The organism is Lentibacillus daqui (assembly GCF_027186265.1).
Classification (GTDB): Bacteria; Bacillota; Bacilli; order Bacillales; family Amphibacillaceae; genus Lentibacillus_C; species Lentibacillus_C daqui.
Map to the genome: position 1 here is coordinate 237,445 of NZ_CP114176.1, position 14,009 is coordinate 251,453.

The following is a 14,009-nucleotide window of genomic DNA, read 5'->3' on the forward strand; positions in this document are numbered from 1 at the left end:
TGGGAGGATGGATGCCCTTTGAACGCGAATAATCATATGGGTGCTTTAATTCACCATGCAGATTTAACGATTGCAAATTATGTAAGGAAACATTTAAAGCCTTTCAACCTCGCACCGGAGCAAAATTTTATAATGATGATGCTTTGGAAGAAAGATGGAATTTCATCTCATGAACTCGTATCAGAACTCAAAAAGGACAAGGCCAGTATCGCACGTATGATCAATAGCCTGGAAGGAAAAGGGTACATCAAAAAGGTCGAGCACCCTTCTGATAAACGTACCTTTAGGATCCATTTAACGGATGAAGGCAAACGGCTTGCTCATTCAGTCCTGCCAGTTCAACAGAAAATACGTGAAACGATTGCTGCCAATATGACTAAAGAAGAAATGAATGAACTCCAAAGACTAATCACAAAAGTTATTGATAATGTTTTGGAAGCTTAAACAGGAGGAGGGATAGATGATGAGCAGTATGATGAGCCTTGGACTCTTGATTATTCGTCTGGTGATGGGATTAACCTTCGCCGCTCATGGTGCACAAAAGATGTTCGGGTGGTTTAAGGGTACAGGCCTAAAGAAATTTTCTGAAACCCTGGCATCCATGAATGTGAAACCCCCCATGTTGAACGCACTTGTTGTAGCTTCGGCTGAAATAGTGTCCGGACTTTTAATTGCCACTGGGTTATGGATTAGGCTTGGGGCTGTATTAGTGGTGATCACTATGCTGGTTGCCATCATTAAAGTGCATGGTAAAAATGGATATCTGCAAAAGGGTGGTTACGAATATAATCTACACCTTATTGCAATTGCAAGTGGACTCGCATGTATAGGACCGGGTGAATATGTTCTGTTTTTTTGATGGATAAGTATAAAAAATCCTGGCTTCAATGTGTTCATGCCAGGAAAATGCTGAGAGAGTGCGCCTCACGGTTGATTCACAGTGCGATTTGCTTTCCATCCGCTGAGAGAGTGTGCCTCACGGTCGATTCAATGTACGTTTGTTTTGCTTCCTATCTGCCGAGAGAGTGCGTCTGACAGACGATTCAAAGCCCAGCCTGCTTCCTATCTACCAAGAAAGTACATCTCATGATCACCAATTTTCGTTTTGGTTTTCAAGTGGTTCGATGTTGGGCCTTTCATTAATCGCTTCATTTAATGTAAACTGAATTCAAGCAAGTATTTAAACCACTATGGGTAAAAACGATAAGGAGAAACCAAAATGACAAAAGGAATCAGCAACAAAAGGGAGTTGTCACAGGAACAATGTGGAGATTTACTCAGTGTGTTGAAAGCCCGTTTTGAAAAAAATATGCACCGTCACGAAGGTCTTGAATGGGCTAAAATCCAAAAAAAGCTTGAAGTGAATACGGAAAAACTGTGGTCACTCAACGAAATGGAAAGAACTGGCGGAGAACCAGATGTTATTGGTTATGATAAAGGGAAGAGCGAATACATTTTTTATGATTGTTCAGCCGAAAGCCCTAAAGGTCGCAGAAGTGTTTGTTATGACCGTGAAGGACAAGAGTCAAGAAAAAAACATAAACCGGAAAATAATGCTATCGATATGGCAACTGCCATGGGCATCGAACTTTTAACCGTAGAACAATATCGAGCGTTGCAGAAACTTGAAAACTTCGATATGAAAACATCGAGTTGGGTGCAAACACCAGCTGATATTAGAGAACTCGGTGGTGCCCTATTTTGTGATTATCGCTTTGGGCATGTCTTCGTGTATCACAACGGTGCATCCTCTTACTATAGTGCCAGAGGCTTCCGTGGCTCACTGCGGGTTTAAAAAATATTTATATGGTGACGGGAACTGGCTGATTGTTAAGTTCAATCATCTACCTAATGAAAAGGAATCCATTTTGATCAATGTTATTTTCAAAATGGATTCCTTTCATTTATCACAAAATATGGGATTATGGCGTATTTTTCTAAACCTTACAAGGCAGACGTGGGAGCACCAATGGAATTAGGCTTCACATTATTACGGATTGGAGAAACGGTGATTAAGAGAACGATTACTACATTTTCAAGAAAGCGGTTGCCTTTTTGATTGATTATGACTGTTTTTGATGTTATTATAATGTTATTGGAGGGTTGATGCGATGTTAACAGAAGAACGGCATGCATTTATTTTACAAGTGTTAAAGCGGGACGGGATCGTGAAATCACAGGATTTAATGAACCAACTTGAATGTTCCGAGTCAACAATCAGAAGGGATCTTGGACAGTTGGAAGATGCCGGGGAGCTGAAACGCATCCATGGAGGAGCCAAACGAATTTATCAGTTAGATGAGGAATTATCTACTTCTGAAAAATCATTCAAAAACATTCAGGGGAAAAGTGCGATTGGAAAAAAAGCTGCATCGCTTATTCAAGGTAACGATGTCATCTTTATTGATGCCGGTACCACAACACTTGCCATGATTCCCCATTTAAAAGGGAAGTCTATTACAGTTGTGACAAATGGTATTCAGCATGCTTCCCTCCTTGCAGATCAACAAATAGAGACTTTTCTAATTGGGGGAAAGATCAAGCATTCAACAAAGGCTATTATTGGTTCAGTTAGCTTGAATGAATTAAAAAACTATCGCTTTAATCAAGTGTTTTTGGGTATGAATGGAATTGACCCGGAATTCGGCTGCACCACTCCTGACCCTGAGGAAGCAGCGTTAAAGCAACGGGCGCATAAACAAGCTGCTGTCACGTATCTTCTGGCGGATCAATCCAAATGGAATAAAGTCAGTTTTGCAAAAGTATGTGAAATGGAGGAAGTGTCCATTGTAACAGATAAAATACCTGACAATCTGCAATACTATAAAGAAAAAGCAACGATTTTGGAGGCAGAAGGAAAATGATTTATACCATAACGCTGAACCCTTCCATTGATTATGTGATTCAAGTTGATCAGCTGAAGCTTGGCGATTTGAATAAAATGGATGATGAGGCAAAGTTCCCTGGTGGAAAAGGGATCAATGTTTCCCGGGTGCTTGATAGACTTCAATATAAAAATACAGCATTAGGATTTCTCGGTGGATTTACCGGGGAATTTATAGCGGAACAACTACAGCAACAGGCAATCAGCACAGATTTCATTCCTATTAAAGGTGAAACGAGGATCAACATTAAGCTTAAATCGGATAAAGAAACGGAAATCAACAGTCTTGGCCCGGATATACTACCGCAAGAAAGAGAAAAATTACTCCAACAGCTTAAAAAGGTAACAGAAAAAGATACGGTTATTTTATCCGGTAGTGCTCCGCCATCTTTGCCAGGGGATTTTTATGAAAAAATGGTGAAACAAATTGACCATTCAGGAGGGGCATTTGTTATTGATACAACAGGGGATTCCTTGAAATCTGTATTGGCTTATGAACCACTTTTGGTAAAACCAAATCTGGAGGAACTAGGCGAGTTATTTGATGTAACACTTCGTAGCCGGGATGAGGTCATGCACTATGGAAAAAAGTTACTGGATCTGGGAGCTAAACATGTAATTGTGTCCATGGCTGGCGATGGAGCGTTGTTGTTTACAAAAGAGGGTATCTTTCAAGGTTATAGTCCCAAAGGTGAGGTCAAAAATTCAGTGGGCGCGGGAGACTCCATGATTGCTGGATTTACCGGGAAGTATAACGAAACGCAACATGCGCTGGAGGCATTCCGTATGGGCCTGGCAGCAGGTAGTGCCACAGCTTTTTCTGCTGATTTGGCAACAGGTGAGGATATTCAAGCATTACGAAAAGAAATAACCATCACCCGAATTCCATAGGTTGAAAAAAGAAAGGATGAAAACCATGAGAATCATTGATTTACTGAGAAAAGATATCATGATCATGGATTTGAAGGCTCAGGACAAGTCATCTGCAATCGATGAAATGGTGTCCCGTCTTGAGGCGAAACAAGTCGTAAATGATGCCGGGACATTCAAGGAAGAAATTTTAAAACGTGAGGCACAAACATCCACCGGTTTGGGTGATGGGATCGCCATGCCGCATGCAAAGACAGATGCGGTCACCGAACCAACTGTGCTATTTGCGAAAAGCACGAGTGGAGTTGATTATGAAGCACTTGACGGACAGCCATCCTATTTATTTTTTATGATAGCGGTACCGGATGGCGCGAATGATACGCATTTACAAACGTTGGCTGCACTTTCCAGAATGCTGATTGATAAAGATTTTGTGGAACAATTAAAGCAGGCAGCTACACCGGATGAGGTGCATGCTCTATTTCAACGGGAAGAATCAGAACGTGAATCCGAGGAAAACCAGGAGGAAAATGGAAAAGAGGAAACCGAAAAGCCATTTGTTGTGGCCGTCACTGCATGTCCAACAGGAATTGCCCATACTTATATGGCGGAAGACTCACTAAAGAAACAAGCCGATAAAATGGATGTTGCTATTCGTGTTGAGACGAATGGATCGGATGGTACTAAAAACGCCCTGACAAGTGAAGAAATTAAGAAAGCGGTTGGAGTCATCATTGCCGCTGACAAGAATGTGGAAATGGCTCGGTTTGATCGAAAACCTGTACTGGAGAGGCCGGTCAGTGATGGGATTAATAAAGCCGAGGAATTAATTACCAAAGCAGTCAATCAGGATGCACCCATTTTTCATGCAGAAGAGGCAACGGGTGATGAGGACAACGGAGCAAAACAATCCAAATCTGTCTGGAGAAAAATTTATAAAGATTTAATGAACGGTGTTTCCTTCATGCTCCCCTTTGTTGTAGGCGGCGGTATTCTGATGGCCATTTCCTTCTTGTTTGAAGGTTTTCTGGGGGAAGATTCCGAGCTTTTTGTGTTCTTCAATACGGTCGGTGAAAATGCGTTCAATTTCCTGATCCCGATTCTCGCTGGTTTCATTGCCATGAGTATTGCGGATAGACCCGGTTTGATGCCTGGTCTGGTTGCCGGCTTGATGGCAGTTAATAGTGATGCCGGTTTTCTGGGCGGACTGGTTGGTGGTTTTCTAGCTGGTTATCTTGTTGTTTTTGTAAAATGGTTGTTCCGTAACATACCAAAGTCACTAAATGGTTTGAAATCCATTTTGCTCTATCCTATAGCGGGACTACTTTTAATTGGATTATCCATGTATTTTGTTATTGGCTCGGTATTTTCGATGATTAACACGGCAATGATGACCTTCCTTGAGAATCTTGGTACTGGAAATGCAGTGCTGGTAGGTGCGCTGCTTGGCGGTATGATGGCGATTGATATGGGGGGACCGTTCAACAAGGCAGCTTATACTTTTTCGATTGGCTTGTTTTCCGATACCGGAGACGGCAGTTTGATGGCCGCAGTGATGATCGGCGGGATGGTTCCTCCGATTGCGATTGCTTTAGCAAGTACCTTCTTTAAAAATAAATTTACGGAAGAAGAGCGGCAATCAGGTCTGACCAACTATATCATGGGATTGACCTTCATTACGGAAGGTGCGATTCCATTTGCAGCAGCCGACCCGGTTCGCGTGATTGGTTCATCGGTAATTGGTGCGGCGATTGCAGGTGGTTTGACACAACTTTGGGCGATTTCGGTACCAGCTCCCCATGGTGGTGTTTTCGTTATTGGACTAACCGGTTTGATGCCTGCCCTGTACTTCCTGCTGGCGCTTCTCATCGGATCCGTCATATCCGGTCTCGTACTTGGACTATGGAAGAAACCCAAAGTTTGATGGGATAAATGATACTTTAAAAACACTTCATTCTATTAGGACCGTTTTGAAAAAGATGAATCGTTAATTTATAAAAATTACGCCGTTTTACCCTCTTTGGATATGGTTATCCGAGGAGGGTTTTTAATTTCCAGGGAAAAAGAGCAATTGATCAAGCGAATACATCCTGCAAGTCTGCTTCCAATCCTTCAAATAAATCGGAATGAACCGCTTGGTGGGCAATTTTTGAGTACGTTTTGTTATTTACAATTTCATTATTCTCCAGAGCGTAAATCAAAATATGTTCATTAATAGGGTCAACAATCCAGTATTCTTTGACATTACATTGTTTATATAACTCAAGCTTCTTCAGCATATCTTTACTTCTCGTGGAAGGCGATAATACTTCGACCACCAGGGTTGGCGTCCCTTTATATTTGTCTTTCTCATTCAAATTATCCTTGTCGCAAATGACCACAATATCCGGTTGGACCACACAGATGTTGTTTTCCTCCTTAAAGAAAGTCACATCAAACGGGGATGTAAGCGGTACACACGTTTTCCCTTTAAACCAATTATAAAATGTACCATGAAGTTCGCTAACTACATGTTGATGCTTGTAAGTAGGAGAGGTAAGGTTGTAGATAACACCATCAATTAATTCAAACCGTTGTTCCGATTTCTCCGTTAATTCCAGAAATTCTTCATAAGTCATCCAACCGCTTGAAGATTGATATTCTGGTTGTTCTTCCCTGATCGAATCTGTGTCATGACAAGGCACAATTGTTGCAGCATCTTTTCCGCTTTTCGTTACAATGATTTCTTCGTTAGCTTCCACGTACTTCAAGTATTTTCCGAAGTTATTTTGGATTTTAGTTGAAGGCACTCTCATTTTCGACACATCCTTTTATTAGCTAATTAACTTATACTATACATGGTATTAGCTAATAGTTCAAATGAAATTTATAAAAATAGCTAATTTGCCTTTTTTGAGATGACATCAATGTTTGACTATATCAATATTAAAAAAAGCAAAAAGTTAAGTTATATTCGCCTGTTGAATCCTATTCCAATGCTGATATACAATTGGTTTATTAAACATCTTTTTAATTAAAAATTGATGGAGGTAGGATAATTGCCGATGCAAAATGGTTCAAATCCAATACCTAAAAGTGATGAAGATCTTCAGAAGGTCACGGTTGGAGAGCGTAAACCTCACAATGCACCTATCACTCTAATAAAGTATGATCCGCGCTGGCCAGGGCTATTTGATCGGGAGGCAACTCGGATTCACTCCGTACTTGGTGACAAGGCACTGCAAGTAGAGCATGTTGGGTCAACTTCAGTGCCGGGATTATGTGCCAAGCCAATCATTGATATTCTACTGATTGTAGCGGATGCTGCCGATGAGATGGCCTATGTCCCGGACTTTGAAAGGGCTGGCTACACACTACGTATTAGGGAACCCGAATGGTTTGAGCACCGTATGTTCAAGGGGCCTGATACAGACATCAATCTACACGTGTTCAGCAAAGGGGCATCCGAAGCCGGCCGAATGTTACGCTTTCGTGATTGGCTACGTACCAACGATGCTGATCGGAGCAAATACGCGCGTGTTAAGTGCACTCTGGCTCAGCACGAGTGGCGACATGTGCAACACTATGCAGATGCCAAAAACGCGATAGTCCAGGAAATTATGGAGCGAGCAAACGCAGCCGAATAGAACGAATAATAAGTACGAAAACGTGGTTATGGAAAACAGCAGATTACCAATGTTTAAAATGCCTGAAGCATAATTTAATAGTATATATACATTGTCACCAAATGCCTGTATTGACAAGCTATTCAGAAATATATATGATTTAAATAAATCCATTATTCAGGCGATTTGGGCACAGTTAAAGTGTTAACGGTTTCAAAATGGATTGTAAACAGGGAAAAACATTTCATTAAGGAGGAGATGCATTTGCGTACAGATGTTGGAGGGATTCATGACATTATCAATGGTCACTAGCGTTGCATTAAAACCATTTCTGAAAGTCAATCATCTTGATTAGCTACCCGACTTAATCGGGTGAATATTCTGTCATATATTCCTTCTATAAAATTAAAAAAGAACAACGAGGGTTTAAAGGTAGCCCTTCATCCATTTTTTGAATTTTATATACTATTTAAATGAGTGGATCATAAACCAAGTTATCTAAATGAAAAATCTCTCCTAATTCATATTGTGCTAGGGTTTCTTCAAAGATTCGTTCGTGTTCTTGCCGCCGTCGTCCTCTAGATGTGCCTTCAGGTGGTTTAAACACTTCGGAAATAAAATTCGTCATTGATTTATCCCAGCAATCACGAATCCAGTGAAGCATCTCTAGTAGTGTGCCTTTATAGCTTATTCTGTTCTTCATAAGCAGTGTTAAACAGTACGTGATCATCGCTAGATAGAGCTGATTGTATACGGCATTTTCACTTTTTCCATACAACTTTTTGATTACAAGGTGTTGCTTTACCCATTTGAAAAATAATTCAATTTGCCAACGATTTCGGTAAAGGTCGCTTATTTCCTGTGCACTCACCTTTGCATCATTACACACGATTCTAATTTGATTCCCTTCACTATCTCGGGTCTCTACTAATTGCAGTTCATGCTTCATGTTTCCAATCTTTATAATCGCATGTCGAGTGATTGGAGAAGTATCGTCAACCGGCATTTCCTCGATGACATGCACAACAGTATTTGATTTAATTCGTGTCACAAAACGAATACCAGCTTTCGAGTAGGCTTCAAACTTTTCAAAGTTGAAATAGCCACGGTCGAACACATGCAGCACATTTTTATCCGCTACAATCAATGCGTCCAGCTGTGTTTCATCCGCAGGTCTTGCCGGAGTAAGATTTACTTTATTTGGGTAAGAAATGCCATCGCAAAAGGAAATGGAAGTATGCATCTTCACTCCAGATTTTGTTTCTCGAAAATCTGCCCATTCATATTGACTGAGGCACATGGATATGGTTGATGAATCAATCAAATGAAGCTTACCAAGTTCTTTACTTACCATTCTTGGTCCAAGTATATGGTGCAACTTCTGAATTAAATGATGTAGAATCACTTCAAAAATTTCATGTGGGATACTTCTGTTTTTTCGAGAAAGCTGTGACTTACTAATATTTTCAATACCTACTAGCCTTTGAACTGTTTTCTTGCGTTTAATCGTATTGCTTATTCGTTTTAAACTATCTAAGTTTTTCAGTTGTGCATAGATAAAAGCATTGGTAAACGTTAGTAGATCAAGCTTTTTAACATACTTATCAAGTTCTGCGTGATCGACCATTTTTTGGGTTACTTTTGAATCTAATGGATGAATGTATTCCTTGAATACAGTTTTTATGGTATGATTGTCCATGAGTTCTCCTTATAATTTGGGATTTGGACAGGACTACCATTCCCTTATTATAAGGTTTTTTTATAGACTTTTGTAGTGAAAACTCCCATTATTCCTAATGTTCCAACTAAATATTTTTCTTGATATTTGTAGAAAAACTTTATGCAACGCTAGTGATCAATGGTAGTGAGATTGTCTATCCAGATAAGGCGAGGCAGGAGTTAACTGAAATTGGTAGCAGTGAAGCGTTCCAAGCATTACTAAAAAGATCGCAGGAAGATCCTGAGGCATTTTGGAATAACGTTGCCCAAGAACTACACTGGTTAAAACCATGGAAAAAAACGATTAGTGGGAGTTTGCCAGACTTTGAGTTTTTTCAAGGGGGCATCAGTAATCCTTGCTACAACTTATTAGATCGGCATATCGCAAACGGGGCGGGTAATAGAACCGCGTTAATTTGGGAAGGAGAAGATGGAGAAACAAGTTTTTACACTTATCAAATGCTACTTATGGAAGTAAATCGTTTTTCCAACATTCTTCAGTCTTTGGGAGTGAAGAAGGGCGATCCTGTTGCTATTTATCTCCCAAATCTTGCGGAATCGTTTATTGCTATTCTTGCTTGTTTTCGATTAGGGGCCGTTTATAGTACAATCTTCTCCGGTTTTTCCGAACAATCCTTAAAGGATCGACTGTCCAGTTATGAGCCGAAAGTGGTTGTTACCGCTGATGCAAGTTTACGGCGTGGTAAAGTAATTCCACTTAAGGAAAAGGTTGATCATGTCATTGATGATATTTCCAGTGTAGAAGCGGTTATTGTTGTAGATCGTCTAGGCACGAAACCGTCTATGGAAAAAGGAAGAGATGTTTGGTGGCATGAGGAACGGCAAAAGGCAGCTATTCATTTTGAGCCTGTTCCCATTGAGGCAAATGAGCCAGGTATTGTTTTCTATACAAGTGGGACAACAGGTAAACCTAAAGGGGTTGTCCATGCTGGTATGGCTTTTGTCGTTCAAAATTATGTATATGCCAAATATCATATGGATCATCATCCGGATGACGTTTTTTGGTGTACAGCTGATGTAGGTTGGCTTACGATGCACATCTGGGGAGTTGTTGGCTCCTTGGCAAACGGAGTTACGACGGTTGTTTATGAAGGCGCCCTCAATTATCCAGAGCAGGATCGCTTTTATCAAATCATCGAAAAATATCGGGTGAACAAGTTATTTACCGCTCCAACTGCATTACGTATGCTTCGAAGTCTCGGAGAAAAGTCGCTTCAGCGGTATGATCTTTCTTGTCTTGATGTTGTTTCGTTGGTTGGAGAACCGTTTGATCCGGAAACATGGCTTTGGACGAAAGATGTATTGGGTGGAGGTAATATTTGTGTCAATAATACATGGGGACAAACGGAGACGGCAGGATGTCCTTTGGCTGGTGCTGCTTGGCTCACACCTATGAAGCCAGGCTCAGCAGGTGTTCAATTTTTGGGTGCGGATGTGGGCATTGTTGATGATGATGGAAACCCCGTTCCCAAGGGTACGTTAGGGAACCTGGTTATCCGAAAACCATTCCCGATGCTGTGCCGAACACTATGGAAAGAACCTGAGAGATATTATCAAAAATATTACAGCCAGGTGGAAGGAAGCTATTATGCTAGTGATCATGCTTTAGAGGATGAAGATGGGTATTTTTGGGTAGTGGGACGTTCTGATGATGCATTCAATGTCTCGGGTCATCGTTTAAGCACCATGGAATTGGAGAATGCCGTACTGGAATGTGCCGCCATTTCTGAAGTAGCGGTTATCGGCGCCCCGGATGAAATCAAGGGTGAAGTTCCTGTCGTTTTTGCAACCCTGGCAAATGGATTCACGGCCAATAATGATTTGAAAAAACAAATTGAAGAAAGTATCGTAGGTGGAATTGGTCAGTTCGCCCGCCCTCAACAGATCTTCTTTGTTAAGGCTATGCCCAAAACAGTCAGCGGAAAGATTATGCGGCGACTCCTAAAAGAAGTTCTGACAAGCGGGAATGTCACCAGTGATGTGACAGGACTGGAGGACCCTACAGTTATCAACCATATTGGAGAAGTGGTTTCAGCACAAATGGGTTCGAAAATATAATAATAGTATGCAGCCAGGAAATATCAATTTAACAAGAAAACAGGCTGCTGAGGATATATGAATCAGTGGCCACATTGTTATTTACGGTTACTCGTTTTTTAAAGGAGAAATAGGCTATGAACCTGAAGATTTTCACGTATAGAAAGTAGTTCAATAGTTTAGATTTCAAATTTGACAACGCTAATATGTTTTTTCATTCCGAGGAGGAGTGCAGGTTGAATTTAAAAGTTGGAGATAACATCAGGTTTGAACGGACATTCACAAAAGATGATGTTGAATTGTTTACAAAAGTATCCCGGGATGAGGGTAATCACCATACCAACCCTGATGAACAGGGAAGATTTGTTATTCAAGGGTTGTTGACCGCCACATTACCAACAAAAATTGGCGGAGATAACAATGTACTGGCTCGTACAATGAATTTTGAGTTTTTGAGACCAGTTTTCACAGGGGACACAATAACATGTGAAGTAACGATCGAGGAGCTGGAAAAGCAAGATAATAATCGGACATCGATTGTGGCATCTTTCTTGTGCACAAATCAGAAGGAGAAACAAGTGTTGCAGGGAAACTTCGCTGGCGTAATATTATAGGCTTATAAAGGATAACTGTTGAATTTTTTGTTGGCTTGCTTTTCCGCCCCTCATGTATCCAGGATAAGTATCTCCCGCCACCCGCTCACGTCCTTGACCAACGCAAAAGTTAGTGCCTCCTGTACAAGCCTTGTGTTTAAAGCTATTCCGCCACGAACTTCAATGCGCGGGATGCCTGGGATGCTAGCCGACCTTGGTTTTTCCTTTAAATTATCACAAGTATTAAAAGTAAAGGTGGATGAGTTGTTTCATTATGGATAAATTTAATACGGATTATTTAATTAAGATGAAGGATATTGTTAGAGAAGGAAACCTTATTCTGCATCAAGCCACACAAGAAGTAAAAGTGCCACCCTCCAAAGAAGATCGGGAAACACTAATTTGCATGATGAACTTCTTGAAAAGTAGCCAGGACCCGAATCTTGCCAAAAAATATAAATTACGTGCAGGTGTAGGTTTATCAGCAAATCAGATTGGTTTGAACAAGCGTATGTTTGCAGCATATTTAACAGACGAAAAAGGTAGAGAACACGAATATACCCTTATCAATCCGAAAATAATCAGTCATTCTGTATCCATGATTTATTTGCCGCAAAGCGAAGGATGTCTTTCTGTTGACCGGAATATACAAGGGTTTGTTCCAAGATATGAACGGGTTAAAGTAAAAGGGTTTAACCTATCAGGGGAAGAAATAGTATTGAAACTTAGCGGATACCCTTCCATTGTGATTCAACATGAAATAGACCATCTAAATGGAATTATGTTTTACGACCGGATAAATAAAGAAAATCCGTTCAAAGTACCTGAGGGCAGCAAGAGTTTGTACTGAAATTTAAACTCACTGATTATAAAGATAGGAAAAGATGTTGAAAGCCCTAATACAAGTTATAACGGAGTATAATTAACTTTCATGCATGTGTAAGATAACCGAGAATGCTGAGATTTCAAGACCTTATTGGTTGACAAAATAATTTAATTGTGCTATAATTTACAATTTAAACACTCTTGTGTATAATAAGATTCTCCTGGCCAGGGGAATCTTATTTTTGATTATGCGGAGGGTAATTGTATGAAGCAGAATGAGTCAAGTTTAACTTCCTTAATATCGGCTTTTGGCCGAGCATATCACAGTAAGTATGACACACCAAAAATTTTCGATGATTTTATTGCAAAAGATTTAATTTCTGAACAAGAGTTTCATGATATCAGCGAGAACATGATGCAAGGCATACAGTTTTTCAACAAAGATATAGCGGAAAGGTTTAAAAATAACCCGGAAGAAATTTTAAAATGGATTACGCAAGTCCAGCTTTCTCCAATAGCCTTGGCACGTGCTGCATATTGCGAAAAAGTATTACTTCATGAAATTAGCTTAGGGGTAAAACAGTATGTCATACTTGGAGCCGGGTTAGATACGTTTTGTTTCCGTCACCCGGAATTGGAAAGCAGCATAGAAATATTTGAAATTGATTATGCAGCTACACAAGAATTTAAAAAGAAAAGACTTGATAATGTGGGTTTTGAAATACCAAGTAACCTCCATTTTATTCCCATGGACTTCACCCAGGCGTTTTCTTATCAAAGTCTAACGGATCAAGGCTTTAAAAACAAAAAATCCTTCTTTAGTTTATTGGGTGTTTCGTATTATTTAACGAAAGAGGAAAATTCAATTTTGATCAATCGTTTGTTTAACCAAATACCAGCAGGAAGTTCGATCGTTTTTGATTATGCGGATGAAGAACTCTTTAAAAAAAAGGGATTATCCAATCGAGTTGAAAACATGGTCAAAATGGCTGCAGCAAGTGGCGAACCAATGAAGTCGTGTTTCACTTACAATGAAATCGAAGCAATGTTGGAAAATGCGGGTTTGCTAATTTATGAGCATTTATCGCCGGCTAAGATAAATGAACAATTCTTTCGTAACCGGAAAGATTACTTATCCGCATATGAAACGGTTCATTATATCCATGCTGTAAAAGAATAAAGAATAATAAATTACACATTTGCCGCTCAATGCTCCAGGTCATTGGGCGGTTTCTAATTACCCGAATTAGTTCGTTAATCTTATTTCCTTTCTATTTTATTTTTGCGGAATGATAGGTGTATAATGTTAGCGGCGTTTTTTAAATATAGCAAACTGTACATATATATAGAGAGGGGATCAAAAAATTAAAATGAAGTAAATTGGGGATGTTAATAATATGAACTACATAAGCGAATGAACACGTGTTAGCAAAAAGAAAAACAGTGTGGAAAGAG

General features: G+C 40.0%; 13 protein-coding genes. 11 read left to right on the forward strand and 2 right to left on the reverse strand.

Annotated features, from left to right (window positions below):
- Positions 1 to 18: 18 nt before the first annotated feature.
- From O2S85_RS01325 to O2S85_RS01350, 6 genes are all read left to right on the forward strand, one after another.
- Entirely contained in the window at positions 19 to 444 is a 426-nt protein-coding gene (locus O2S85_RS01325) for a MarR family winged helix-turn-helix transcriptional regulator (protein ID WP_269410988.1), read from the forward strand.
- 28 nt (positions 445 to 472) lie between these two features.
- Positions 473 to 859 carry a DoxX family protein gene (locus O2S85_RS01330; protein ID WP_269412421.1) on the forward strand — a complete coding sequence of 129 codons (387 nt, stop codon included), beginning with the start codon at positions 473 to 475 and terminating at the stop codon, positions 857 to 859.
- 360 nt (positions 860 to 1,219) lie between these two features.
- Positions 1,220 to 1,795 (forward strand): DUF4256 domain-containing protein, encoded by a 576-nt coding sequence (locus tag O2S85_RS01335; RefSeq protein WP_269410989.1) that lies wholly within the window; start codon positions 1,220 to 1,222, stop codon positions 1,793 to 1,795.
- A gap of 316 nt (positions 1,796 to 2,111) precedes the next feature.
- Complete coding sequence (locus tag O2S85_RS01340) at positions 2,112 to 2,864, forward strand: DeoR/GlpR family DNA-binding transcription regulator (protein ID WP_269410990.1); 753 nt, start codon at positions 2,112 to 2,114, stop codon at positions 2,862 to 2,864.
- Entirely contained in the window at positions 2,861 to 3,775 is a 915-nt protein-coding gene (pfkB, locus tag O2S85_RS01345) for a 1-phosphofructokinase (RefSeq protein WP_269410991.1), read from the forward strand. Before O2S85_RS01340 ends, pfkB begins: the two co-directional genes overlap by 4 nt.
- A gap of 25 nt (positions 3,776 to 3,800) precedes the next feature.
- Positions 3,801 to 5,678, forward strand: coding sequence for a PTS fructose transporter subunit IIABC (locus O2S85_RS01350; protein WP_269410992.1), 1,878 nt, complete (start codon positions 3,801 to 3,803; stop codon positions 5,676 to 5,678).
- 151 nt (positions 5,679 to 5,829) lie between these two features.
- Here O2S85_RS01350 and O2S85_RS01355 read toward each other — a convergent pair whose 3' ends face one another.
- Complete coding sequence (locus tag O2S85_RS01355) at positions 5,830 to 6,549, reverse strand: type II toxin-antitoxin system prevent-host-death family antitoxin (protein WP_269410993.1); 720 nt, start codon at positions 6,547 to 6,549, stop codon at positions 5,830 to 5,832.
- A 249-nt stretch (positions 6,550 to 6,798) separates the two neighbouring features.
- Between O2S85_RS01355 and O2S85_RS01360 the strand changes: the two genes are divergently transcribed.
- A complete protein-coding gene (locus O2S85_RS01360; protein ID WP_269412422.1) occupies positions 6,799 to 7,380 on the forward strand; it encodes a GrpB family protein in 582 nt (193 codons plus the stop codon).
- 448 nt (positions 7,381 to 7,828) lie between these two features.
- Here the strand turns inward: O2S85_RS01360 and O2S85_RS01365 are convergent, their stop codons facing one another.
- A complete protein-coding gene (locus O2S85_RS01365; RefSeq protein WP_269410712.1) occupies positions 7,829 to 9,058 on the reverse strand; it encodes an IS4 family transposase in 1,230 nt (409 codons plus the stop codon).
- Positions 9,059 to 9,177: 119 nt separating this feature from the next.
- Between O2S85_RS01365 and O2S85_RS01370 the strand changes: the two genes are divergently transcribed.
- The 4 genes from O2S85_RS01370 to O2S85_RS01385 all read left to right on the forward strand — a co-directional run bounded on the left by O2S85_RS01370 (position 9,178) and on the right by O2S85_RS01385 (position 13,734).
- On the forward strand, positions 9,178 to 11,157 hold the full coding sequence (locus O2S85_RS01370) for an acetate--CoA ligase (protein ID WP_269410994.1): 1,980 nt from the start codon (positions 9,178 to 9,180) through the stop codon (positions 11,155 to 11,157).
- 215 nt (positions 11,158 to 11,372) lie between these two features.
- Entirely contained in the window at positions 11,373 to 11,750 is a 378-nt protein-coding gene (locus tag O2S85_RS01375; RefSeq protein WP_269410995.1) for a hotdog domain-containing protein, read from the forward strand.
- Positions 11,751 to 12,003: 253 nt separating this feature from the next.
- Positions 12,004 to 12,579 carry a peptide deformylase gene (gene def / locus O2S85_RS01380; protein WP_269410996.1) on the forward strand — a complete coding sequence of 192 codons (576 nt, stop codon included), beginning with the start codon at positions 12,004 to 12,006 and terminating at the stop codon, positions 12,577 to 12,579.
- Positions 12,580 to 12,819: 240 nt separating this feature from the next.
- Positions 12,820 to 13,734: a class I SAM-dependent methyltransferase gene (locus O2S85_RS01385; RefSeq protein WP_269410997.1), complete on the forward strand. Its 915-nt coding sequence runs from the start codon at positions 12,820 to 12,822 to the stop codon at positions 13,732 to 13,734.
- The last annotated feature ends 275 nt before the right edge of the window (positions 13,735 to 14,009 follow it).